Below are 23,403 nucleotides of genomic sequence, written 5' to 3'. Positions count from 1 at the left end.
CCTCGCCGCGACGCTCGCGCGCCGCGGGGAGGCCGGTGGGTCGTGCGAAGAGACGTAGATACAGAGACACAGCACCGTGCCGCGGAATAACGCTGGCACTTTAGGGCGTTTTTGCCCGCATATGGGAGGCCTGGCATGACAGAGACGGCGAGCAGCTCGGCACGTGGTTCCCGCGCCAAGGGGACCAAGGCCGCCAAGGGCGGCCTGCGTATCGAGCGCATCCACACCACCCCCGGCGTGCACCCGTACGACGAGGTGAGCTGGGAGCGCCGTGACGTCGTCATGACCAACTGGCGCGACGGCTCGGTCAACTTCGAGCAGCGTGGCGTCGAGTTCCCCGATTTCTGGTCGGTGAACGCGGTCAACATCGTCACCAGCAAGTACTTCCGCGGCGCGGTCGGCACCCCGCAGCGCGAGACCGGTCTGAAGCAGCTGATCGACCGGATCGTGAAGACCTACACGAAGGCCGGCGAGGACTTCGGCTACTTCGCGTCGCCCGCCGACGTGGAGATCTTCGAGCACGAGCTGACCTACGCCCTCCTGCACCAGATCTTCAGCTTCAACTCGCCGGTGTGGTTCAACGTCGGAACGGCCCAGCCGCAGCAGGTCTCCGCCTGCTTCATCCTGTCCGTCGACGACTCCATGGAGTCGATCCTCGACTGGTACAAGGAAGAAGGCATGATCTTCAAGGGTGGCTCCGGCGCCGGCCTGAACCTCTCCCGCATCCGCTCCTCCAAGGAGCTCCTCTCCTCCGGCGGCAACGCCTCCGGTCCGGTCTCCTTCATGCGCGGCGCCGACGCGTCCGCAGGAACGATCAAGTCGGGCGGCGCCACCCGCCGCGCGGCCAAGATGGTCGTCCTGGACGTGGACCACCCGGACGTCGAGGCCTTCATCGAGACCAAGGTGAAGGAAGAGGAGAAGATCCGCGCCCTGCGCGACGCGGGCTTCGACATGGACCTGGGCGGCGACGACATCACGTCCGTCCAGTACCAGAACGCCAACAACTCCGTCCGCGTGAACGACGAGTTCATGACGGCAGTCGAGAACGGCACCGAGTTCGCCCTGCGTGCCCGCATGACCGGCGAGGTCATCGAGAAGGTCGACGCCAAGGCGCTCTTCCGCAAGCTCGCCGAGGCCGCGTGGGCCTGCGCCGACCCGGGCATCCAGTACGACGGTGTGATCAACAACTGGCACACCTGCCCCGAGTCCGGCCGCATCACCGCGTCCAACCCCTGCAGCGAGTACATGCACCTGGACAACACGTCCTGCAACCTCGCCTCGCTCAACCTGATGAAGTTCCTCAACGACGACGGCAAGGGCGACCAGTCGTTCGACGCCGAGCGCTTCGCCAAGGTCGTCGAGCTCGTCATCACCGCGATGGACATCTCCATCTGCTTCGCGGACTTCCCGACGCAGAAGATCGGCGAGAACACCCGCGCCTTCCGCCAGCTGGGCATCGGCTACGCCAACCTCGGCGCCCTGCTGATGGCCACCGGCCACGCGTACGACTCGGACGGCGGCCGCACCCTCGCCGCGTCGATCACCTCGCTGATGACCGGTACGGCGTACAAGCGCTCCGCCGAGCTGGCCGCGATCGTCGGCCCGTACGACGGCTACGCCCGCAACGCCGACGCCCACAAGCGCGTCATGAAGCAGCACGCCGACGCCAACGCCGTCGCCCCGCGCACCGAGGACCTCGACAACGTCATCTGGGCCGCGGCCACCGAGGCCTGGCAGGACGTCCTGCGCCTCGGCGAGCAGAACGGCTTCCGCAACTCCCAGGCCTCCGTCCTCGCGCCGACCGGCACCATCGGTCTCGCGATGTCCTGCGACACCACCGGTGTCGAGCCGGACCTGGCCCTGGTCAAGTTCAAGAAGCTCGTCGGCGGCGGCTCGATGCAGATCGTCAACGGCACCGTCCCGCAGGCCCTGCGCCGCCTGGGTTACCAGGAGGAGCAGATCGAGGCGATCGTCTCCCACATCGCCGAGCACGGCGTGGTCGTCGACGCCCCGGGCCTGAAGGCCGAGCACTACTCGGTGTTCGACTGCGCCATGGGCGAGCGCTCCATCTCCGCGATGGGCCACGTCCGCATGATGGCCGCGATCCAGCCCTGGATCTCCGGCGCGATCTCCAAGACGGTCAACATGCCGGAGACGGCGACCGTCGAGGAGATCGAGGAGATCTACTTCGAGGCGTGGAAGATGGGCGTCAAGGCGCTCGCGATCTACCGCGACAACTGCAAGGTCGGCCAGCCCCTCTCCGCGAAGAAGAAGGAAGAGGAGAAGGAGGAGGTCACCGCCAAGGCGGAGGAGACCATCCGCGCGACCGTCGAGAAGGTCATCGAGTACCGCCCCGTCCGCAAGCGCCTCCCCAAGGGCCGCCCGGGCATCACCACCTCCTTCACGGTCGGTGGCGCCGAGGGCTACATGACGGCGAACTCCTACCCGGACGACGGCCTGGGCGAGGTCTTCCTGAAGATGTCCAAGCAGGGCTCGACCCTCGCGGGCATGATGGACGCCTTCTCCATCGCCGTCTCGGTCGGTCTGCAGTACGGCGTGCCGCTGGAGACCTACGTCTCGAAGTTCACCAACATGCGCTTCGAGCCGGCCGGCATGACGGACGACCCGGACGTGCGGATGGCGCAGTCGATCGTCGACTACATCTTCCGTCGCCTGGCGCTCGACTTCCTGCCCTTCGAGACCCGCTCGGCCCTCGGCATCCACACCGCCGAGGAGCGCCAGCGCCACCTCGACACCGGCTCCTACGAGCCCCTCGAGGACGAGCTGGACACCGAGTCGCTGACCCAGTCGGTCCCGCTGACCGCGGTGCCGTCGGCGCCGAAGCCGGCCGTCACCGCCTCTGTCCCGTCCCCCAAGACGGCGCACAGCAGCGCCGAACTGGTCGAGATGCAGCTCGGGGTCTCCGCCGACGCCCCGCTCTGCTTCTCCTGCGGTACGAAGATGCAGCGCGCCGGCTCCTGCTACATCTGCGAGGGCTGCGGCTCCACCAGCGGCTGCAGCTGACGCCGGGCGTAGCCCGCACGGGTAGCTGACCAGCGGCTCACCACGCATGAAGGGGACCGGCCTCAGGCCGGTCCCCTTCGTCGTGCCTGCGCCCTTCCCGTCGCCGCCGTCCCGTACGCCCGCCCGTACGGCGAGCCGGGACGGGGGCCGGTTTTTCGTTGGTTCTGCCAAGTACAACGGCCCGTCAGCTTGGGAGAGACTGCCCGCCAGAGGCCGTGGCGCACCCCGGGGCAGGGGCGTTCCGGCGGCGAGGAGCTGATGAGGCATGAGGCATGAGGCATGGGGATGGGAGAACTGTGAGCACGCAGCAGTACGACGAGATCGGTGAAGCGTACGAGGGTTTCAAGTCCCTGCCGCTGGAGCAGTACGTGGTGGTGCCGGGCTTCCTGGCCCTGGTCGGGGACGTACGGGGCAAGTCGCTCCTCGACCTGGCCTCCGGCACCGGTTTCTACAGCAGGGAGTTCAGGCGGCGCGGAGCCTCGGACGTGCTCGGAATCGACATCTCCGGTGAGATGGTCGCCGTGGCACAGCAGCTGGAGGAGGGCGATCCGCTGGGGGTGCGCTACGAGGTGGGCGACGTGGCCGAACTGCCGCCCCTCGCGCGGACCTTCGACATCGCGCTGGGGGTCCAGCTGCTCAACTACGCGCAGGACGTCGCCACCACGGAGCGGATGTGCCGCAACGTGCACCGGAGCCTGAAGCCCGGCGGAGAGTTCTTCCTGCTCAACCAGTCGCCCGACTTCCGCTTCGACGGGCCCACCCCCGAACGGTACGGCTTCCGCAGCGTGCTCACCGGCGAGCAGGGCGAGACCGGGCCGCAAGTCCGGACCACGGCGCTGCTCGACCCGCCGGTCTCGTTCGTCGCCAACCTCCCGCGCCGAGAGATCTACGAGAAGTGCCTCCCCGCGGCCGGGTTCAGCGAGCTGACCTGGGTCCCGTTCGAGGTGTCCGACGCCGGGGTGCGCGAGTTCGGTGAGGACTTCTGGGCGGACTTCCGGGCGAACCCGCCGCTGGAGATGCTGCGCTGCCGCGCCTGACGGCCGACGGGAGTGGACCTGCCGCATCAGGTGGGTCCTCGATGCGGTCCAGGTAGAGACAGTGCGCGGCCAGTCCCGGCAGGTCGAAGGCGAACCACAGAGACATCAGCGGGTTCACGAAGAGCTCGTTGCCCCGGGTGCGGGTGGTGAACTCCACGTCCCGGACGGAGGCCGGCTTCGTCACCCCGCATCGGGATGTCCGTACCGCCGTCGAGGGGCGGCCCTCGGCGAGGCGGGCGAAAAGCGGGTTGGTGTGGAGGGCCGTCATGGCGATCATTGTGCGGGGTCCGGCGAACGGGGGCCCGGTGATTCACGGCGGTGCGATGCCGTCGGCACGGCGGTGCGATGCCGACGGCACGGGGGGAACGGGGAAGCGGGGAGTCATGTGGAGCGGTGAAGAGCTGGATCTGGACGCGTACCTGGCGAGGATCGGACTTCAGGAGAACGCGGGGGACGGCCGGGAACTCCGGCCGGACCTCGCCACGTTGTACGCAGTGCACCGGGCCCACACCGCGGCCATCCCGTTCGAGAGCCTGGACGTCCTGCTCGGCCGCCCCGTCGCGCTGGACGTCAAGTCGATCGAGGACAAGCTCGTGCACGCCGACCGCGGCGGCTACTGCTACGAGCAGAACTCGCTGCTGGCCGCTGCCCTGGAGCGGCTCGGCTTCGAGGTCTCCGGGCGCGGTGCCCGCAACCGCACCCGCGGGGACTCCCTGATGCCCGTGACGCACGCCGTCCTCGTCGTCACGGTCGAGGGCGAACCGTGGCTGTGCGACGTGGGGTTCGGCCACCAGGGCCCCCGTGAGCCGGTCCCGCTGGGGCGCCCCGGCGTCGAGCTGGAGCAGGGGGAGTGGACGTACCGCGTCCGCGAGGAGGAGGACGGCATCCTCGTGCTGTGCCTCCTGCGCGGCGGGACCTGGCGGGACCTGTACGCCTTCTCCCCGCAGCGCTACCACCCCGTCGACTACGTCCTGCTCAACCACTACAGCTCCGGCCACCCCAGCTCCTCCTTCGTGGGGCGGCTCGTCGTCCACTACCCGGGGGACGCCGTCCGCAGGGCGCTCGTCGGGCGGGAGTTCACCCTGCTGTATCCCGACGGGCGGACCGAACGGCGGGACGTCGGCCCGGAGGAGCTGCTCGCCCTCCTCGACCGGGAGTTCGGGATTCGCCTGCCCGAGCGGGATGCGGCGGAACTGGTGCGGATCAACCGCGCCGAGGACTGACCCGGGCCGCGCCGGGCCCGTACGATGGCGCAGTGCTGGTCAAGTGGATTCGCTGCACGGTGACGGACCGACGCGGGTTCGAGCGCGGGCAGCGAAAATGGGCGGGGCTGCCGGGCGAGCCGGGTTTCCGGGGGCAGGGCGGCGGCTGGAGCCGGGGCCGGCAGGGGGTCGCGCATGTCTTCGCGTTCTGGGAGAGCCGGTCCTTCTACGACTCCTTCATGGCCCGCTCGCACGACAGGCTGGCCGCCGCGCAGAACGGCACCTACACCGATCTGCGGGTCACCCTCTTCGATCACCGCTTCGACGTGAAGACCGGCTTCGAGCCGCGCTTCACGGACGCCGACGTGGTGCGGGTCGCGCACACCCGCGTCCGTGAGGGCCGGGTCGACCACTTCGCCCTCATGCAGGAGAAGGTGTGGAACCCGGCCATGGCGGGCTCGCCCGGGATGGTCCGCGGCCTCTTCGGGGAGGCCCCGGGGCGGGAGTTCCTGGTGCTGTCGATGTGGCACGCCGCCGCCGAGCACGGCAAGTACCGGCAGGAGCGGGTCGAGCGGCTCTCCCTGCGCGCCCAGATCCAGGCCGATGTCGAGGCGCTCACCGGTGATGTCGTGGATCTCGAACCGTCCTGGACGGTATGACCGTACGACTGCCCGCCGGGCCGATCGGCGTGCCCGGTGCGCTGGTCGGGCGATGGCCGAATAGGGTCGTGGGATGGCTCGACCACGGCGCATCGTCCTTGTCCGGCACGGGGAATCGGAGGGGAACGCCGACGACTCGGTGTACGAACGCGAGCCCGACCATGCCCTGCGGCTGACCCGGAAGGGGCGTGAGCAGGCTGCGGCGGCCGGGCTGCGGCTGCGCGAGCTCTTCGGCGAGGAGACGATCAGCGCGTACGTCTCCCCGTACCGCCGGACGCTGCAGACCTTCCGCGAACTGCGGCTGGACCCGACGCGGGTCCGGATGCGCGAGGAGCCGAGACTGCGCGAGCAGGACTGGGGGAACTGGCAGGACCGGGCCGACGTACGGCTGCAGAAGGCGTACCGGGACGCGTACGGGCACTTCTTCTACCGGTTCGCGCAGGGCGAGTCCGGGGCCGACGTGTACGACCGGGTCGGGTCCTTCCTGGAAAGCCTCTACCGCAGCTTCGAGGCCCCGGACCACCCCGAGAACGTCCTGCTGGTGACGCACGGGCTGACGATGCGGCTGTTCTGCATGCGCTGGTTCCACTGGTCGGTGTCCGAATTCGAGGCCCTGTCCAATCCCGGCAACGGCGAATTCCGGGTGCTCCTGAGGGGCCCTGACGGCCGGTACCGGATGGACCGCCCGTTTGAGCGGTGGACCACACCCGAGCCTTATGACCTGGACGGCTAGAGTGACCCGCGATGACGCCTGATTCCACTCCCGAACGGCGCTACGCACGCGCCATGTCCAGCCTCCGCGGGCTGGCCCTGGGTGACGCCCTGGGCTCCCAGTACTTCGTCCCCGTGAACTACCCGCTGCTCAAACGACGCGAGCTGCCCTCCGGCACCGGGACGTGGCAGTGGACCGACGACACCGAGATGGCCTGCTCGGTCGTGGCGGTGCTGGCCGAGCACGGACGGATCGACCAGGACGCGCTCGCGCTCTCCTTCGCCCACCACCACGACTTCGACCGGGGCTACGGGCCCGCGGTGAACCGCATGCTGCGGCTGGTGCGGGAGGGTGAGGACTGGCGCACGCTGGCCGCGGAACTGTTCAACGGGCAGGGCTCGTGGGGCAACGGCGCCGCCATGCGGATCGCGCCGCTGGGCGCCTGGTACGCCGACGACCCGGAACAGGCCACCCACCAGGCGGAGATCTCCGCCTACACCACCCACCAGCACCGCGAGGCCGTGTGCGGGGCGATGGCCGTCGCCGCGGCGGCCGCCCTGGCCGCCGCGCCCGCCGGTCCGCCGAAGGCCTCCGACCTGCTGGACGGGGTGATCGCGCTGGTGCCGCGCAGCGCCGTGGGCGCCGGGCTGCGGCGGGCGCGGGACATGCTGGACTACGGCGACGCGACCACGGTCGCGGCGGTCCTGGGCTGCGGGCGGCGCACGAGCGCCCATGACACGGTGCCGTTCGCCCTGTGGTCCGCAGCGCGTGCGCTGGACGACTACGAGCGGGCCTTCTGGACCACCGCGCAGGTGGGCGGGGACGTCGATACGACCTGCGCGATCGTCGGCGGGGTGCTGGGGTCCCGCGGGGACGCGGTGCTGCCGGCCGCGTGGCTGGCGCGCACCGAGGCCCTGCCGGCCTGGCTGCCGGAGACGGCGGCGCGCTGACGGATCGCCGGGCCGGGCTCCGGCGCAGGTGAAACGAGCACTTCCGATTGTCACGGTCCTGCCACAGGCTCTTTTGATCCTGTTCAAAACCGTCTGCCACCGGCCTACTCTGTCCGCTGCGCCGCCCCCCGGAACGACGGGGCGGCCGACAGGGGAGGGAACCCGATGTCAGAGAACACCGGCGGGGCGGACGCAGCCCGGTCCGAGGACCCGCAGGACCCAGGAGCCGCGAAGGACCCCAAGGGCACGGTCAACGCAGGAGCCGCGGCCGGGGACCCGTCCGTGAGTCCGGCTTCGGACGCAGCGCCTCCGGCGGCCGCGGCAGCGCCGGCCGCTCCGGCAGCGCCGGCCGCTCCGGCCGCTCCGGCCGCTCCGGCCGCTCCGGCCGCTCCGGCCGCTCCGGCCGCTCCGGCCGGGGGCACGCCCACCGGCCCGGCCGGGCCACCGCCGGCGGGGCCCGCCGACGCCGCCGCGTGGCAGGCCTGGCAGGCGCACCAGCACCAGCAGCGCCCCTGGGCCGCCGCCCACGCGAAGTCCGCGTCGCCCTCGTGGGTCACGCTGGTGCGCCCCGCCGAGGCCGCCCCCATCGCGACCGCGACCCTGCTCGCCGCCCTCGCCACCGGCCTCGCCGCCGCGCTGCTCCTCGGCGACGGCATGGGCCCCGGCCTGCTGCTCGCGGTGGTGCCCGCCGTCGCCGCCGCGTACGTCGCCGCCCGCACGGCGCGGCGTACCGCCCGTCCCTGGACGGTGGTCTGGGCGCTCGGCTGCCTCGCCCTCCTCGCCGTGCCCGCTCTGCGCGACTCCGCCTGGCCGTCCACGCTCGCGATCCTGTCCGCCGTCCTGCTGGGGGCACTGGCCCTGCACGGCAGCCGCAGCTGGCCCGGCGTCCTGCTCAGCCCGCTCGGCTTCTTCGACTCCGCCGTGTCCGGGCTCGCCTGGGCCCTGGTCGGACTGCGCTCACGAGGCGGGGTCGGCAAGGACCGCTGGCTGCCCGTCGCCAAGGCGACCGGCGTGGCCGTGGCCCTGCTGGTTGTCTTCGGCGGGCTGTTCGCCTCCGCCGACGCCGCGTTCGCCGACCTCCTCGGCGGACTGATCCCCGACGTGTCGACCGAGAACGGGCCCATCCGGTTTTTGCTCTTCCTCCTCGGCACGCTCCTCGCGCTCGCCGCCGCCCGCACCGCCGCGGCCCCGCTGCGCTGGGACCGGATCAAGGTGGCCCCGGGCAAGCCGCGCTCCCGGGTCGAATGGGCCCTTCCGCTCGTCGTGCTCAACCTGCTCTTCGCCGTCTTCAACGCCGTCCAGCTGGCCGTCCTGTTCGGCGGCTACGACAAGGTCCTGGAGAGCACCGGTCTCAGCCATGCCGAATACGCCCGACAGGGCTTCTGGCAGCTGCTCTGGGCCACCCTGTTCACCCTCGTCGTGATCGCGCTCGCCCTGCGCTGGGCCCCGCGTTCCGGGGCGGGCGACCGCCGCTTCGTCCGCATCGTCCTCGGCGTGCTGTGCACGCTGACCCTGGTCGTTGTCGCCGCCGCGCTGCGCCGGATGGACCTCTACGTGGACGCGTACGGGCTGACCACACTGCGCGTGTCGGTCGCCGCGATGGAGCTGTGGCTCGGGCTGGTCATCGTACTGATCATGGCGGCCGGGGTGTTCGGCGCGCGCTGGCTGCCGCGCGCGGTCGCGGGCAGCGCGGCGGCCGCCGTCCTGGCCTTCGGCCTGCTGTCCCCGGACGGGATGGTCGCCGAGAGCAACGTCGCCCGCTTCGAGACCACTCAGAAGATCGACCTGGCCTACTTCCAGTCCCTGTCGGCGGACGCCGCACCCGCCCTGGACCGGTTGCCCGAGCCCCAGAGGTCCTGCGCCCTGCGCGGGATCAACGACGAGATGTCCAGGGCCGGAGAAGTCCCGTGGTACGCCATGAGCCTGGGCGAGTACCGGGCCCGGCAGCTCCTGCGCGAGCGCCCGGTGACGGCCTCGTACGAGGTCTGCTCGCGCCTGGGCACCTTCGGCAGCCGCATCGAGTACTAGGCGCGCCGCCGGGAGGACTGCGAGGGCCCGGGTGCGGGGGACCGTTCCCCGCACCCGGGCCCTCGTACAGGAGGAGCTCAGGCGGCCGGGCCGCCCGGCGCGGCCGCGCCGGCCAGGGCCTCCAGGTCGCTCTTGCGTACCCGGATCACCAGCAGGGCGGTGGCCAGGGCGAGCCCCGCCATCGCCACGGCGGCGAAGAACGCGGTGGAGATGCCCTGCGCGAGGACGAGGTCCCCCCAGGGGTCGGGCAGCCGGCGGGTCTCCTGGAAGGCGGCCAGCTGGTCGGGATTCGCCTGCGCCATGAAGGCCGGGACCTGCTTCTCGGCCTCGCCGCGGCTGGCCGTGCCGAAGACGGTGACCAGGATGGACAGGCCCAGCGAGCCGCCCACCTGCTGGCTGGCGTTGAGCAGCCCGGAGGCCGCGCCCGCCTCCCTCGGTGCCACCCCGGAGACGGCGGTGAGGGTGAGGGTCACGAAGTTGAGGCCCATGCCGAAGCCGAAGAGCAGCATCGGGCCGAGCACACCGGAGAGGTACGAGCTGTCGGTGCGGAGGAAGGTCAGCCAGGTCAGCCCGGTTCCGGTGAGCGCGGACCCGATGACCATGAAGGGCTTGGGGCCGAAGCGCGGCAGGAACCGCTGCGAGAGACCGGCGGCGGTGACGATGGCGACGGTCACGGGCAGGAAGCCGAGCCCGGACTGGATCGGGGAGAAGCCCAGCACGTTCTGTACGAACTGGACGATGAAGAAGAACATCCCGAACATCGCGGCCGCGAGGCCGAGCATGATCACGTAGGTGCCGGTGCGGTTGCGGTCGGCGAACATGCGCAGCGGGATGATCGGCTCGCGGGCCCGTGACTCGATGACGACGAAGAGCGCGAGCAGGACGAGGGCCGCGGTGAAGGAGCCGATGGTGAGCGAGTCGCGCCAGCCGTCCTCCGAGGCGCGGATGAACCCGTAGACGAGCGAGGCCATGCCGCCCGTGGAGGTGAGGGCTCCGGCGATGTCGAAGCGGCCGGGGTGGCGCTCGGACTCGGTGATGTAGAGCGGGGTGAGGACCGCGATCAGCACGCCGATCGGGACGTTGACGAAGAGCACCCAGCGCCAGTCGAGCCACTCGGTCAGCATGCCGCCGGCCAGCAGGCCGATGGCGCCGCCGCCCGCGGAGACGGCCGCGAACACGCCGAAGGCCCGGTTCCGTTCGGGGCCTTCGGGGAAGGTCGTGGTGATCAGGGCGAGCGAGGTCGGGGAGGCGATCGCGCCGCCCACTCCTTGCAGGGCGCGGGCCGCGAGCAGCTGCCAGGGCTCCTGGGCGAATCCGCCGAGGAGGGAGGCCAGCGTGAAGAGCAGGATGCCGGTCAGGAACACGCGGCGCCGGCCCAGGATGTCTCCGGCCCGGCCGCCGAGCAGCAGCAGGCCGCCGAAGGTGAGGGTGTAGGCGCTGAGCACCCAGGAGAGGTCGGTGGTGCTGAAGCTGAGGGCGTCCTGGATGTGCGGGAGCGCGATGTTCACGATCGTCGCGTCGAGGACCACCATGAGCTGGCAGGCGGCGATGACGGTGAGTGCCACTCCGGGGCGCCCCTCGCGGCGCGCCGCCCCCGGTATCCGGGGTGTGGCCAGTTGAGAGCTTGTCACTGAGGATCCCCCCAAAGTGAAATAGTGAACGTATTCGTTCACTACGGGGCTACGGTAGGAGCCGATCCTTAGGGAACGCAAGCGTTCTCTAAGGCCGAAAATGCGTACGTCGGGCGCGGGGGCCGGTCGGGAGGTGGAGAGATGGCGGGTTCGCGCTGGTCGGCGGCGTCGCCGGGGCGCAGGCGGGGTCCCGAACTCGAACGGGCGATTCTCGACGCCGCGTTGGAGCAGCTGAGTACGGTCGGCTGGAACGCGCTCACCATGGAGGGTGTCGCGGCCGGCGCGCACACCGGCAAGGCCTCGCTCTACCGGCGCTGGCCGTCGAAGGCGGACCTGGTGGCCGACGCGCTGCGGAGCGGTCTGCCGCAGATAGGAGAGATTCCCGACGGCGGGTCGATCCGCGAGGACCTCCACCTGCTGTGCGTGCGCACGCGGGACGTCATGCACTCCCGCGCCGGGCAGGCCCTGCGGTCCGTGCTTCACGAATGCGATCACAGGCATGCAGACCGGTTCCGCGGGGTCATCTGGTCGGGGCTGCACGAGCCGGCCCAGCGGCTGATCAGGGAGCTTGTGCGGCGGGGAATCCTGCGGGGTGACGTGCGGCCGGACGCGACGGGTCCGTTTGTCGTGGATGTCATTCCGGCGATGCTGATGTACCGCACCAAGATGTGCGGTAGCGAATGGGGAGATGCGGAGATCGCGGAGCTGATCGACGAGGTGATGGTGCCGCTGCTCCGGGCGTGAGGCGCGGCGGCCGCGGGGCGGGGTGTGAGGAACGGTGTCCGTGCCGGATCGGACGGGCGTCGGACCCGGGCGGGGGTGTGCAGTCGGCTCGGGGCGGCGTACCCTTGCTGGCGCCATGCCGTACGAAGCACCCACCCACACCGTCGAACGCTCCCTCCGTGCAACCACCGGCGCCAAGGTCATCGCCGGGGTCGACGAAGTCGGACGAGGGGCCTGGGCCGGTCCCGTCACCGTGTGCGCGGCGATCACCGGCCTGCGTCGGCCGCCCGCCGGGCTCACCGACTCCAAACTGCTCACCGCCAGGCGACGCGACGCCCTGCGCGACGTCCTGGAGCGCTGGGTCACCGCGCACGCCCTCGGGCACGCCTCCCCCGAGGAGATCGACGAGCTCGGGATGACGGCCGCCCTCAGACTCGCCGCGGAGCGCGCCCTGGGGGCGCTGCCGGTGCGGCCCGACGCGGTGATCCTCGACGGCAAGCACGACTACCTCGGCGAACCCTGGCGGGTCCGTACGGTGATCAAGGGCGACCAGTCCTGCGTCGCCGTCGCCGCGGCCTCGGTCATAGCGAAGGTCACGCGCGACCGGATGATGGCCGAACTGGGCGAACAAGGCGGCGGAATCCAGGACTTCGCCTTCGCCGCCAACGCCGGATACCCCTCGCCCGTGCACCGGGCGGCGCTGGAGGAACTGGGGCCCACCCCCTACCACCGGCTCTCGTGGTCGTACCTCGACGGGCTGCCCCGGTGGCGCCACCTCAAGAAGGTGCGCCGCAGCGAGGAATCGATGGAGCTGGAAAACGGAGGCCAACTCGGCTTCGATTTCTGATCGCACCCATGTGCCACCGGCCGGTACGTTTCGTACCGGTGTTTGATAGACATCAACTCATGCCTCTCACCCCCGCCATCGAGGAGCCTCAGATTCACGAGAGTGCCCAGGGTCCCCGCGTCACGCCGGCCGCGAGCCGCACCGCGCAGACCCCCCGCCCTGTACCTGGTCCGCGTCCCGCCGCCGTACCGCGGCCCGGTCGCCCCGGTCCCGCCCGGCCCGCACCGCCCGCGCAGCGTGCGCCGCAGGCCACCCCCGGACCTGTTCCCGCAGCCCCTGCCGCTGCCCCCACCGCACCGTCGGTCTCCGCGGCGGTCCCCCAGATCCAGCTGATCCCGGCTTCCGCCGAGGGTGCGCTGGACGCGGCCGAAGAGGCCGTCGACCTGCTGCTCGACACCGGGCGCGCGCCCGGCGACATCCTGGTGCTCACCACCGGCGACCCGCACCCGTGGGCCGCTCACGAACTGTCCTTCGGCGAGGCCGCGTACTGGGCCCTGCACGACGCCGGGGACGACGTCTTCTACGCGGACGCGGCGCAGGTCCAGCGCGCCGCGGGCCGTCCCGTCGTGGTCTTCGCGGTCAACGGCGGAGCGGTCGAGAGCGTTGCCGGCGCCCTGCCGGTCGCGCTCACCCGGGCCGGTGCGCTGCTGATCGTGTGCGGTGACGCGCAGCAGATCAACTCCGTTCTGGGTGCGGGCGTCTGACGCCCTGTACCCCGGCACGGGCGAGGGGCGGGGCGGGCCTCGGGCCGGCCCCGCTGAAGCCCGGGCCGAGGCCTGGGCCGAAGCCCGTGCGGTGTCCGTCGTGAGGGCCGAGCCGAAGCCCGGGCTGTGGTCCGAGGCCTGATCCGCCGTACGCCCGGTTGCGGGTGTACGGCCGTGCGGCCTGCCCGTGTTGCCTCCGGTCCGTTCGCGGAGGCCGTACACCGATGGTCCGTCGCCTGCTGCCTGCTGCCTGCTGCCTGCTGCCAGTCGCCTGCTGCCAGTCGCCTGTACGAGGGTCAGCGCGCGGCGGTCCGGCGCAGGGCCTCGGCCGCGCCGCCGCCGGTGTGCAGGGCGAGCGGGGCGAACTCGGCCACGGTGTCGCCGAGGTGCTGGGGCCGCGAGTCCGAGCTGGGTTGACGGCCGCCACGGCCCTCGCCCAGCACCTGCCAGCCGCCGCGGGTCAGCGTGATGTACGCGCCGCAGCGCAGCCCGTGCAGGGTGCAGGCGTCCCGCAGCCCCCACATCCACGCGCCGTCCTCCTCGGTCCACCGCTCGTCGCCCTCGCGGCAGTAGAGCAGGACCGCCGTCCGCACCGGGGTCCGTCGCCGCAGGTCGTGCGGGAGGACCCGGCGCAGCTGGGACAGCAGGGCGTTGCGGTACTCCCAGCCGTCCGCCGAAGCCGACCGCTGGACGAAGGAGGCACTCGCCACGAGCCGCTCCTCCGGGCCGAGGACGGCGATCACCGCGGTCGAGGGCACCGGACTGTGGCGGGAGTGCAGGCCGCTGACGACCTCTCGGGGATTGCGGAGGAGGGGAATGCCCGCCGCCGTCCACTCGGACGGTTCCAGCAGCCTGCCGTGCCGGCTGGCGGCGCCGGTGGCCGATGTCAGGGACGTGGTCGAGGGCGGCGCGAATCCGAAGGTCACGGTCCTCCCTTCGGGTACACGCCCGCGGACGGGCACGGCTGGAGTCAGGGCGCGCCGCGGCGCGGCCCAGGAGAGTGCCGAGGCGCCGAGCGGGAGCACTCCAATTCTCGCGTGGCTCCGGAGCATGCGGCAACGAGCAATTGGCGCCGCCGACCGGAATTCGCCGGTATGCCGTTCATATCCTTGCCCCGCCACGCCGAAGATGACGCATTCGGCTATCCCTGGAGCGCCAGCACCAGCGGGAACACCGCTTTCGCGCCTGCTCGTCGAAGCAGCCGGGCGGCCACCGCGAGGGTCCACCCGCTCTCCGAGCGGTCGTCCACGAGGAGCACCGGACCCGAGGCTTCCGCGAGTGCCGCGGCCAGTTCCGGGGGCACGGTCAGGGCCTGGTGGAGCCCCCGCACCCGCTGGGCGCTGTTCGAGACCGCCACCCCGAACTCCGGAGCCTGATCCGTGTAGGCGACCGTACCGAGGAGGGGCATCCGGCCGACCTCCGCGATCCGCGCGGCCAGCGAACCGACCAGCTGGGGTCGGCTGCGCGAGGGCAGGGCGACCACGCCCACCGGCCGGGCCGGGGCGTCCGGCGCCCCGGATGCCCAGCCGCCGGGGCCCCGGGCCCAGTCGGCGAGCACCGCGACCACGGCCTGCGCCACGTCGTCCGGGACCGGCTGGTCCGGAGCCTGCGGGGCGAGCATCGGGCGCAGCCGGTTGCCCCAGCCGATGTCGGACAGCCGGCCCAGCGCCCGGCCCGTGGAGGCCTGCTCCCCGGCGGGGATGCGCCCCTTGAGGTCGACGCCGACCGCCGCGAGCCCGGTCGGCCACATCTTGCGCGGCTCCAGCTCCACTCCCGGGCGGCCGAGTTCGCCGCGGGCGGTGTCCAGCGCGGTGGTGGAGACCTCGGCGGTGAACCGGGCACCGGCGCAGTTGTCGCAGCGGCCGCAGGGCGCGGCCTCCTCGTCGTCGAGCTGGCGGCGCAGGAACTCCATCCGGCACTCCGTGGCCGCCGCGTAGTCGCGCATGGCCTGCTGCTCGGCCGCCCGCTGCCGGGCCACCCAGGCGTAGCGCTCGGCGTCGTAGGTCCACGGCTCGCCCGTCGAGGTCCAGCCGCCCTTGACGCGGTGCACGGCGCCGTCGACGTCGAGGACCTTGAGCATGGTCTCCAGCCGGGTGCGACGCAGGTCCACCAGAGGTTCCAGGGCGGGCAGCGACAGCGGCCGGCTGGCCTGGGCCAGGACGTCGAGCGTGCGGCGCACCTGCTCCTCCGGCGGGAAGGCCACCGAGGCGAAGTACTGCCAGATCGCCTCGTCCTCGCGGCCGGGGAGCAGCAGCACCTCGGCGTGCTCCACGCCACGGCCGGCGCGGCCGACCTGCTGGTAGTAGGCGATGGGGGAGGAGGGCGAGCCGAGGTGCACGACGAAGCCCAGGTCCGGCTTGTCGAAGCCCATGCCGAGGGCGGAGGTGGCCACGAGTGCCTTGACCCGGTTCGCCTGGAGGTCGTCCTCGGCCTGCTGGCGGTCCGCGTTCTCCGTCTTGCCGGTGTACGAGGCCACCGTGTGCCCGCGGTGGCGGAGGTACGCGGTGACCTCCTCGGCCGCGGCCACGGTCAGCGTGTAGATGATCCCGGAGCCGGGCAGGTCGCCGAGGTGGTCGGCGAGCCAGGCCAGCCGGTGCGCCGCGTCGGGCAGGGTCAGCACCGCCAGGCTCAGGCTCTCGCGGTCCAGCGGGCCGCGCAGGACCAGCGCGTCCGTGCCCGCCCCGGTGCCCAGCTGTTCGGCGACATCCGCGGTCACGCGGGCGTTGGCCGTGGCGGTGGTGGCGAGGACGGGGACGCCGGGCGGAAGGTCGGCCAGCATGGTGCGCAGCCGGCGGTAGTCGGGGCGGAAGTCGTGTCCCCAGTCGGAGATGCAGTGGGCCTCGTCCACCACGAGCAGACCTGTCGCGGCGGAGAGCTTGGGGAGGACCTGGTCGCGGAAGTCGGGGTTGTTCAGCCGCTCCGGGCTCACCAGCAGCACGTCGACCTCGCCGGCGGCGACCTCCGCCTGGATGCCCTCCCACTCCTCGGGGTTGGCGGAATTGATGGTGCGGGCGCGGATCCCGGCCCGGGCCGCGGCTTCGACCTGATTGCGCATCAGCGCGAGGAGCGGGGAGACGATCACGGTCGGTCCGGCGCCGCTCGCCCGCAGCAGCGAGGTGGCGACGAAGTACACCGCGGACTTGCCCCAGCCCGTGCGCTGGACCACCAGCGCCCGTCGCTTGTGCGCGACGAGGGCCTCGATCGCCCGCCACTGGTCCTCACGCAGCCGGGCGGTGCCCGTGGGGTCGCCCACGAGACGGGCTAGTACGGAGTCGGCCGAGGACCTCAGGTCTGCGTTCATGCCCCCATGCAACCCGATGCCTGTGACATCGCGCCAATGCCGCTCTGTGACCTGTGGAAATTGAAGCGTCAACAGTTATCCACAGGGCTTTCCGGATCGGATCACGCACGGGACCTTCGTGCCATGACGAACAACCACGAATCACGCAGCCCGTCCGACAGGCCCTCCTTCAGCCCTGCCGGAGCAGCCACCGGCCCCCAGATCACCCTGCGCAGCCCGGCCGAACTGGCCGACGCGTTGCCCTACATGCTCGGGTTCCACCCGAGCGACTCCCTCGTCCTGGTCGCCGTGCACGGGGAGGGCGGGCGCTTCGGCGGCCGGCTCCGGGTCGGCATCCCCACCGCGCCGGCGGAATGGGAGGACACCGCCCGGCAGGTCGCCGACTGCCTGATCCGGGGCAGCGAACGGCGCGGCGGCAAGCCCGACGGCATCGTCGTCTACCTCTGCCAGGAACCGCGTGGGGAGGAGGGCGGCCGGGGGGTGATGACCCGGCTGGGGCCGCTCGCCCAGCGGATCCGGCTGGCCTGCGGCGCCCTGGACGTGCCGGTGCTGGAGGCCCTGTGCCTCGCTGAGGGCCGGTTCTGGTCCTACGTCTGCCCGGACGAGCGGTGCTGCCCGGCCGAGGGCACCCGGCTGGCCGCGGTCGGCACCTCGGTGATGGCCGCGGCGGCCACCTTCGCCGGGCTTCAGGTCCGGGGCTCGCTCAAGGAGATCGAGGGCCGGCTCGCACCGCTGCGCGGGGCCGTGGCCGCGGAGGCGGAGAGGGCCCTGGACCGGGCGGCCGCGGCCCTGATGCCGAGGATCCTCGACGGGGCCACCCGGGAGGAGGTCGGCGCCGAGACGATCTCACTCGCGCGGGACCTGATGCGGCGCATGACGCTGGCCCCGCCGGTCGAGGGCGGCACCCACGCCGACGACTGGGACGACGCCCTGCTCGGCCACGACGAGGCCGCCTCGCTGATCCTGGGTCTCCAGGACCGCGAGATCCGGGACATCGCGGCCGAGTGGATGGAGGACGAGGAGGCCGCCCCCGCCCTGCGGCTGTGGCGGGCCCTCGCCCGGCGCTGCGTCGGGGCCTACGGCGAGCACGCCGCGGCCCCGCTCACCCTCGCCGGCTGGGTCTCCTGGTCCACCGGGGACGAGCCGACGGCCCGGATCGCCTTCGGCCTGGCCCTACGGGCGGACGCCGAGTACCGCTTCGCCCAGCTGCTCCACCACGCGTGCAACGAGGGGATCGATCCCGAGGGCCTGCGGGAGTGCCTGCGGGAGGAGCGCCGCCGGCGCGAGCCCCGGCGGGCGCGTTCCTCGGCCGGTACGCGTCCTCCCGGCCGACGGGGGCGGACCACGCCCCGGCGCGGGTCCCGCCGCACCGCGGGGAGCGAGCAGTGAAGGGGCGCCGGCCCTGGGGCGGTGGTCCGGTGGGGCTGCTCCGGAGTGCCCTGGGCCTGACCGGGCGGCGCAGGCTCCGTCCCGGGCGTGCGCGGCCGGGGCCGTTGACCCCCTCGCGGCCGGGGGCCGTGCCCGGGGCGGGGCAGAGGACCGTGACCCGGACGGGGGTGGGGACCGTGACCCGGCCGGGGGTGGGGGCGTTCAGATGTGGGGTGGTGGGGGCCCGGCCACGCCGCCGCCCAGCTGGACCGACCGGAGCGCAGACAAGGCGACACATGTCTCACCCCGCACCTCCCCGCCCATCCGGCGTGCCCGCCGCCCGCGGGCCCGAACTGCCGCCCGTGCACGGCGCCGTCATCTGCGTCGCCGCACCCTGTCTGGTCATCTCGCCGGAGCACGGCCAGCTGACCGGGCGGGGGATCGACGGGATCTACCGCTCCGGGCGCAGGCTGCTCTCCCGTTGCGTGCTGCGGGTCGGCGGCCGGGACCCGGTCGCCGTCCAAGGGCGCAGCCTCGGCGCCGACCGGGCCGCCTTCACGGCGACCGTCCGCACCGGTGCCGAGCCCGGCCCCGACCCGGACATCGGTGTGGAACGGGTCAGGCACGCGGACGGCACCGAGCGGATCACCCTGCGCAGCTTCACGGCCCGGCCGGTACGCCTGCCCGTGGAGGTCCTGCTCGGCACCGACTTGGCGGAGCTCGCCGCCGTGGCAGCCGGCCGGGCCGGGCCGGAGCTGCCCGCCGGGGTGCACGCCGCCGGGCTGCGCTGGAGCACCGGCGAGGCGCAGGCGGTCACCGCTGCCGAGCCGCCGCCGGACGACGCGCTGGCCTCGGCGGGGCTGCTGCGCTGGCAGCTCGAACTGGGTCCGGGTGAATCCCGCACCATCGAACTGCGCACCACTCAGGACCGAACCGCGCGGGCCCCCGCCGGGCAGGTGGCCAACCCGCTGGCCGACGCCCGGGCCGAAGGGGACGACCCGAGGGTCGAGGCGTGGTTCCGCAGCAGCGTCGAGGATCTGGGCGCGCTCCTCCTGAGGGACCCCGAGGCGCCCGGCGACGCCTTCGCGGCGGCCGGGGCACCCTGGCGGCTGGGCCTGGCCCCGGCCGAGTCACTGTGGGCCGCTCGGATGGCGCTGCCCCTCGGGACCGGGCTGGCGGCGGCCACCCTGCGCATCCTGGCCCGGACCCAGACCGAAGGACGCGGACCCGACGCCGGGAAGATCCCGGGGCCGCTGCGCGGAGCGGGCCCGCAGCTGCCGCCCGGGTGCACCGGCACGGAGGCGACCCTGGCCTTCCCCGCGGTGCTGGCCGAAGCCCGGCTCTGGGGCATGCCGGAAGACGAGGTGGCCCGGCTGCTCCCGGCGGCCGAGCGGTGCCTCGACTGGCTGCGCGGGGCCCTGGAGGAGGACGGCCTCCTCGCCGATCCCGACCCCGGCCCGCGGCGCTGCGAGACCCAGGCCCACGCCCACCGGGCCGCCGTGCTCGGCGCGGACCTCCTCGCCGGATGCGGGCGGCCCGGCGCCGAGGAGTGGCTGGAGCGGGCCGCCGAGCTGCGGGAGCGGTTCCGGGCAGGGTTCTGGATCGACGGCCCGGACGGCGGCCGGCCGGCTTCGGCCCTGCATCCCGACGGACGGCCACTGCCACGGCTCACGGGAGCCGCGGCCCACTTGCTCGACACCGGACTGCTCGGCCGTGGCCGGCCGGCCCCGGGTCTCCTGGACCGGGTGCGCTCGGAGCAGCTCGCCCGGCTGCTCGGAGCCCCCGCCATGGATTCCGGATGGGGACTGCGGAGCATGGCCACCAGGGAGCCGGGGCACAACCCGTTCGGCCACCGCTCGGGCGCGGTGCGGGCCTACGAGAGCGCCGTGGCCGTGGCGGGCCTGGCCCAGGCCGGCTTCGAGAAGGAGGCCGCGGGCCTGCTGCGGGGCCTGCTGGACGCGGCGGAAGCGTTCGGGTACCGGCTGCCGGAGATGTTCGCGGCCGAACAGCGCACCGCCGGCAGCGCCCCCGTCCCGCACCCGGCGGCCTGCCGCCCGGCCGCCGTGGCCGCTGCGGCCGGGATCCACGTGCTGACCGCCCTCGCCGGGATCCGCCCCGACGCCCCCGCGGGCACGGTCGCCCTCGCCCCGCTCTCCGGCGCTCCCCTCGGCGCGCTGCGGCTCTCGGGCCTGCGGGTGTCGGGCGAGCCCTTCGCCGTGCGGATCAGCCGGCTCGGCCTCGGCATGGTGGAGGAGGCCGCCGATGGGCTCCAGCTGGGCGGCTAGTGCCGTTGCCGATCGCGGCGGGCAGCAGGACGGGCCGCCGCCCTGCCGCCTCCGGAACAGTGTCTTCGAGGTCACCAAAGAGCTGTTTATCGTCAGGCAGACGACTATGATCGCGGCATGTCGCCCTACGACCCGTCGGCCTTCCCGCCCTTTGCCGTCACCGTCGACCTGGTCGTGCTCACCGTACGGCGCCACGCGCTCTGCGCGCTGGTCGTCCGCCGGGGTGAGCAGCCGTTCCAGGGGCGCTGGGCGCTGCCCGGCGGATTCGTCCGCGAGGACGAGGACCTGGCCGGTGCCGCCGCGCGGGAGCTCTCCGAGGAGACCGGCCTGTGCGCCCACGATCCCGCCCTGCCCGGCGCGGGCAACGGGGCACACCTCGAACAGCTCGCCACGTACGGCGATCCGAAGCGGGATCCGCGGATGCGTGTCGTCAGCGTGGCGCACCTGGTACTGGCTCCGGACCTTCCGGCGCCGCGCGCCGGGGGAGACGCCAACAGCGCGCGCTGGGCCCCCGTGGACGAGCTGCTGGCCTCCCATGACGAGGCGGCCACGGAGCTCGCGTTCGACCACGCCCGGATCCTCGCGGACGGCGTGGAGCGGGCCCGCTCGAAGATCGAGTACTCCTCGCTGGCCACCGCCTTCTGCCCGCCCGAGTTCACCGTCGGCGAGCTGCGCCGGGTCTACGAGGCCGTCTGGGGCGTGGCCCTGGACCCGCGCAACTTCCACCGCAAGGTCACCGGGACCCCCGGGTTCCTGGTGCCGTCCGGAGGGACGACGACCCGTCAGGGCGGGCGCCCGGCGCAGCTGTTCCGTGCCGGCGGGGCCACGCTGCTCAACCCGCCGATGCTGCGCCCCGAAGTCTGACACCGCGCCCCATGCGGCGGCCGTGGCGGGGCGGGCGGCGCGGGGACCGGGCCCGGCAGCCGTACCGAGTCTGACGGCGATACCGGCACCCCATCGGACCGGTTGCGCAGAAAATCGGACATATCGCGTTATCTTGCTTGGGGTACTCACCCTGCCGCAGAGCGGTCTCACCCCCCGCGAGAGAAGCGATGCTCCAGGCCATCGGACTCACCAGCAAACACCGCCCCGACGCCCCGCCCCTCGTGGACGACCTCACCTTCGAGGCCCGCCCGGGGCACGTGACCGCCCTGCTCGGAGAGCCGGGATCGGGCAAGACCACCGCGCTGCGGCTCATGCTCGAACTCGAACCGGGTCGCGGTGTCACCTACTTCCGCGGCCGCCCGCTGCACCGGCTCCCGTACCCCGGCCGTGAGGTCGGCGTGCTGCTGGGCGACGTTCCCGGCAACCCCGCACGGACCGTCCGCAACCAGCTGCGGATGCTCTGCGCCGCCGCCGGGGTGCCCGCCTCCCGGGCCGACACCATGCTGGAGGTCGTCGGCATCAGCGGCCTCCGGGACCAGCGGCTCGGTTCGCTCTCGCTCGGCATGGAGCGCCGGGTCGCGCTGGCCTCGGCGCTGCTCGCCGATCCGTGCACCCTGCTCCTGGACGAGCCCGGCGCCGGACTCTCCCCCCGTGAGCGCGGCTGGCTGCACGGGCTGCTGCGCGGCCACGCCTCCCTCGGCGGGGCGGTGCTCTTCACCACCGACGACGCGAAGGAGGCCGCCCGCAGCGCCGACCGGGTCGTCAGCATCGAGGCGGGCCGGCTCGTCGCCGACCAGGATGCCGCCGAGTTCGCCCGGACCAGGCTGCGGCCGCGGGTCGCCGTGCGCACCCCGCACGCCGCCCGGCTGGCCGACGTACTGGGCCGGGAGGCCCGAGCCGCACAGCGCTCGGTGGAGATCGTCGAGGAGAGCGGCACCCGCCTCTCGGTGTACGGCAGCAACTGCGCCGAGGTCGGCGAGGCCGCGTTCCGACACGGCGTGCTCGTCCACCAGCTCGCCGACGAGACGGGTGACGCCGGCTCGCCGACGGCGCCGGTCCCGCACGCCCGTGCCTCCGCCTCGGCCTCCGCCTCCGCGAGCCCGCCGGAGCCCGCGGAGGCCGGAAACGGGGACTCCGGACGGCGCCCGCGGCAGGACCGTCCCCGGCGGCCCGCCTCGGCCGTGCGCCGCGTGGGCGGGCCGCTGCGGCCGCTGCGCTACGAGCTGCTGCGGGTCTTCGGCACCGCTACGCCCGTCCTCACCGCCGCCCTCGTCGTCGCCGTCTCCGTCCTCACCTCCCTGGTGCTGGCCCGGGCCGGGCAGACCCCGCAGAACAGGCTGCTCGCCGCCTGGCCCGAGCTGCTGCCGCTGCCGCCCGCCGCCCTCGGCGCGGGACTGCTCGGCGCGCTGGCCTTCGGTGAGGAGTACCGCTACCCCGCACTCGCCGCCGACCGCGGCACCGTGCCCCGCCGGATGGGGCTGCTCATCGCCAAGCTCGGCGTCTGCGCGGTCCTCGCCCTGCTGCTGGGCGCCCTGGCCGTGGCGGCCGACGCCGCCGCCCTCGCGCTCGTCTTCGACAGCGGCCCGCTGCGCACCCCGGTGGAGTGGCTGTCCCCGGCCGTGAGTTGGGCCGGGCTGCTCGCCGGCTGCGCGTGGGCCGGCGTACTGGCCTCCGGTGCCTTCCGGTCCGCCACCGCCGGGCTGGCCGCGGTGCTCGCCGTACCGGTGATGGTGGTGCCGCTGGTGCGCAAGGCCCTGGAGGGTTCGTCCGCGTACCCGGTCACCGGACTCGGGCCCCGGCTGCGGGGCCTGACCTGGGTGCAGTGGCCGCCGGAGGTGGACCGGCTGCTCGCGGGCGCCCTGCGGGTGATGGCCCAACCCGTCGGGACCGCGCTGGTGTTGTCGCTGATGGTCCTGTTGTGCGCCTATGGGTTCACCGGACTGCGCAGCAGGGTCCGTTGGTGATCGTTCCGGTGCCGGAGAAGTCGCGGACGGGACCGTTGCCGTCCGTGTCGCGTCAACCGGACCGCAACTCCCCGCAAAAGGTC

The 23,403-nt window shown here is 73.1% G+C and carries 17 protein-coding genes; 14 read left to right on the top strand and 3 right to left on the bottom strand.

The features are described from left to right. Nucleotides 1–135: 135 nt before the first annotated feature. The 7 genes from IF88_RS0110550 (at nucleotide 136) to IF88_RS0110520 (ending at nucleotide 9,612) form a co-directional block, all read left to right on the top strand. The gene (locus tag IF88_RS0110550; protein ID WP_030709632.1) at nucleotides 136–3,024 is read left to right on the top strand and encodes a vitamin B12-dependent ribonucleotide reductase; all 2,889 of its coding nucleotides are present in this window, start codon (nucleotides 136–138) and stop codon (nucleotides 3,022–3,024) included. A gap of 296 nt (nucleotides 3,025–3,320) precedes the next feature. Beyond that, nucleotides 3,321–4,061 carry a class I SAM-dependent methyltransferase gene (locus tag IF88_RS0110545; RefSeq protein ID WP_030709630.1) on the top strand — a complete coding sequence of 247 codons (741 nt, stop codon included), beginning with the start codon at nucleotides 3,321–3,323 and terminating at the stop codon, nucleotides 4,059–4,061. A gap of 383 nt (nucleotides 4,062–4,444) precedes the next feature. Further along, nucleotides 4,445–5,284, top strand: coding sequence for an arylamine N-acetyltransferase family protein (locus IF88_RS0110540; protein ID WP_030709625.1), 840 nt, complete (start codon nucleotides 4,445–4,447; stop codon nucleotides 5,282–5,284). A 32-nt stretch (nucleotides 5,285–5,316) separates the two neighbouring features. Next, nucleotides 5,317–5,922, top strand: a complete 606-nt coding sequence (locus IF88_RS0110535) for a YdbC family protein (protein WP_030709623.1) — start codon at nucleotides 5,317–5,319, stop codon at nucleotides 5,920–5,922. A gap of 73 nt (nucleotides 5,923–5,995) precedes the next feature. After that, on the top strand, nucleotides 5,996–6,655 hold the full coding sequence (locus IF88_RS0110530) for a histidine phosphatase family protein (protein WP_030709621.1): 660 nt from the start codon (nucleotides 5,996–5,998) through the stop codon (nucleotides 6,653–6,655). Nucleotides 6,656–6,666: 11 nt separating this feature from the next. Then, nucleotides 6,667–7,584 carry an ADP-ribosylglycohydrolase family protein gene (locus IF88_RS0110525; RefSeq protein WP_030709619.1) on the top strand — a complete coding sequence of 306 codons (918 nt, stop codon included), beginning with the start codon at nucleotides 6,667–6,669 and terminating at the stop codon, nucleotides 7,582–7,584. A gap of 165 nt (nucleotides 7,585–7,749) precedes the next feature. Beyond that, nucleotides 7,750–9,612, top strand: coding sequence for a DUF4153 domain-containing protein (locus tag IF88_RS0110520; RefSeq protein WP_078892819.1), 1,863 nt, complete (start codon nucleotides 7,750–7,752; stop codon nucleotides 9,610–9,612). 77 nt (nucleotides 9,613–9,689) lie between these two features. Here the strand turns inward: IF88_RS0110520 and IF88_RS0110515 are convergent, their stop codons facing one another. Then, nucleotides 9,690–11,243, bottom strand: a complete 1,554-nt coding sequence (locus IF88_RS0110515) for an MFS transporter (RefSeq protein ID WP_030709615.1) — start codon at nucleotides 11,241–11,243, stop codon at nucleotides 9,690–9,692. 141 nt (nucleotides 11,244–11,384) lie between these two features. On the opposite strand from IF88_RS0110515, the gene IF88_RS0110510 reads away from it, so the two are divergent. From IF88_RS0110510 to IF88_RS0110500, 3 genes are all read left to right on the top strand, one after another. Further along, nucleotides 11,385–11,987: a TetR/AcrR family transcriptional regulator gene (locus IF88_RS0110510; protein ID WP_030709613.1), complete on the top strand. Its 603-nt coding sequence runs from the start codon at nucleotides 11,385–11,387 to the stop codon at nucleotides 11,985–11,987. Nucleotides 11,988–12,102: 115 nt separating this feature from the next. After that, entirely contained in the window at nucleotides 12,103–12,813 is a 711-nt protein-coding gene (locus IF88_RS0110505) for a ribonuclease HII (RefSeq protein WP_030709611.1), read from the top strand. Between the two features lie 59 nt (nucleotides 12,814–12,872). Then, nucleotides 12,873–13,517 (top strand): hypothetical protein, encoded by a 645-nt coding sequence (locus tag IF88_RS0110500; RefSeq protein ID WP_030709609.1) that lies wholly within the window; start codon nucleotides 12,873–12,875, stop codon nucleotides 13,515–13,517. Nucleotides 13,518–13,813: 296 nt separating this feature from the next. Here the strand turns inward: IF88_RS0110500 and IF88_RS0110495 are convergent, their stop codons facing one another. After that, entirely contained in the window at nucleotides 13,814–14,443 is a 630-nt protein-coding gene (locus IF88_RS0110495) for a hypothetical protein (protein ID WP_030709607.1), read from the bottom strand. Between the two features lie 215 nt (nucleotides 14,444–14,658). Beyond that, on the bottom strand, nucleotides 14,659–16,818 hold the full coding sequence (locus IF88_RS0110490) for a RecQ family ATP-dependent DNA helicase (protein WP_030709605.1): 2,160 nt from the start codon (nucleotides 16,816–16,818) through the stop codon (nucleotides 14,659–14,661). A 123-nt stretch (nucleotides 16,819–16,941) separates the two neighbouring features. Between IF88_RS0110490 and IF88_RS0110485 the strand changes: the two genes are divergently transcribed. The 4 genes from IF88_RS0110485 to IF88_RS0110470 all read left to right on the top strand — a co-directional run bounded on the left by IF88_RS0110485 (nucleotide 16,942) and on the right by IF88_RS0110470 (nucleotide 23,320). Continuing rightward, nucleotides 16,942–18,207: a DUF4192 domain-containing protein gene (locus IF88_RS0110485; protein WP_063754779.1), complete on the top strand. Its 1,266-nt coding sequence runs from the start codon at nucleotides 16,942–16,944 to the stop codon at nucleotides 18,205–18,207. A 275-nt stretch (nucleotides 18,208–18,482) separates the two neighbouring features. Beyond that, entirely contained in the window at nucleotides 18,483–20,471 is a 1,989-nt protein-coding gene (locus tag IF88_RS0110480) for a glycogen debranching N-terminal domain-containing protein (RefSeq protein ID WP_051836713.1), read from the top strand. A 117-nt stretch (nucleotides 20,472–20,588) separates the two neighbouring features. Then, nucleotides 20,589–21,335, top strand: coding sequence for an NUDIX hydrolase (locus tag IF88_RS0110475; protein WP_030709600.1), 747 nt, complete (start codon nucleotides 20,589–20,591; stop codon nucleotides 21,333–21,335). 188 nt (nucleotides 21,336–21,523) lie between these two features. Then, complete coding sequence (locus tag IF88_RS0110470; RefSeq protein ID WP_030709598.1) at nucleotides 21,524–23,320, top strand: ABC transporter ATP-binding protein; 1,797 nt, start codon at nucleotides 21,524–21,526, stop codon at nucleotides 23,318–23,320. The last annotated feature ends 83 nt before the right edge of the window (nucleotides 23,321–23,403 follow it).

It is taken from the genome of Streptomyces sp. NRRL F-2580 (assembly GCF_000720115.1).
Classification (GTDB): domain Bacteria; phylum Actinomycetota; class Actinomycetes; order Streptomycetales; family Streptomycetaceae; genus Streptomyces.
The sequence above is the reverse complement of the archived record's forward strand: the minus strand, read 5'-3'. Positions and strand labels throughout refer to the sequence as shown.

Coding starts and splice junctions, on each gene's coding strand:
- IF88_RS0110490 (WP_030709605.1), bottom strand. CDS start 16,818: ATGAACGCAGACCTGAGGTCCTCGGCCGACTCCGTACTAGCCCGTCTC.
- IF88_RS0110475 (WP_030709600.1), top strand. CDS start 20,589: ATGTCGCCCTACGACCCGTCGGCCTTCCCGCCCTTTGCCGTCACCGTC.
- IF88_RS0110550 (WP_030709632.1), top strand. CDS start 136: ATGACAGAGACGGCGAGCAGCTCGGCACGTGGTTCCCGCGCCAAGGGG.
- IF88_RS0110500 (WP_030709609.1), top strand. CDS start 12,873: ATGCCTCTCACCCCCGCCATCGAGGAGCCTCAGATTCACGAGAGTGCC.
- IF88_RS0110520 (WP_078892819.1), top strand. CDS start 7,750: ATGTCAGAGAACACCGGCGGGGCGGACGCAGCCCGGTCCGAGGACCCG.
- IF88_RS0110470 (WP_030709598.1), top strand. CDS start 21,524: ATGCTCCAGGCCATCGGACTCACCAGCAAACACCGCCCCGACGCCCCG.
- IF88_RS0110480 (WP_051836713.1), top strand. CDS start 18,483: ATGTCTCACCCCGCACCTCCCCGCCCATCCGGCGTGCCCGCCGCCCGC.
- IF88_RS0110540 (WP_030709625.1), top strand. CDS start 4,445: ATGTGGAGCGGTGAAGAGCTGGATCTGGACGCGTACCTGGCGAGGATC.
- IF88_RS0110530 (WP_030709621.1), top strand. CDS start 5,996: ATGGCTCGACCACGGCGCATCGTCCTTGTCCGGCACGGGGAATCGGAG.
- IF88_RS0110525 (WP_030709619.1), top strand. CDS start 6,667: ATGACGCCTGATTCCACTCCCGAACGGCGCTACGCACGCGCCATGTCC.
- IF88_RS0110485 (WP_063754779.1), top strand. CDS start 16,942: ATGACGAACAACCACGAATCACGCAGCCCGTCCGACAGGCCCTCCTTC.
- IF88_RS0110510 (WP_030709613.1), top strand. CDS start 11,385: ATGGCGGGTTCGCGCTGGTCGGCGGCGTCGCCGGGGCGCAGGCGGGGT.
- IF88_RS0110505 (WP_030709611.1), top strand. CDS start 12,103: ATGCCGTACGAAGCACCCACCCACACCGTCGAACGCTCCCTCCGTGCA.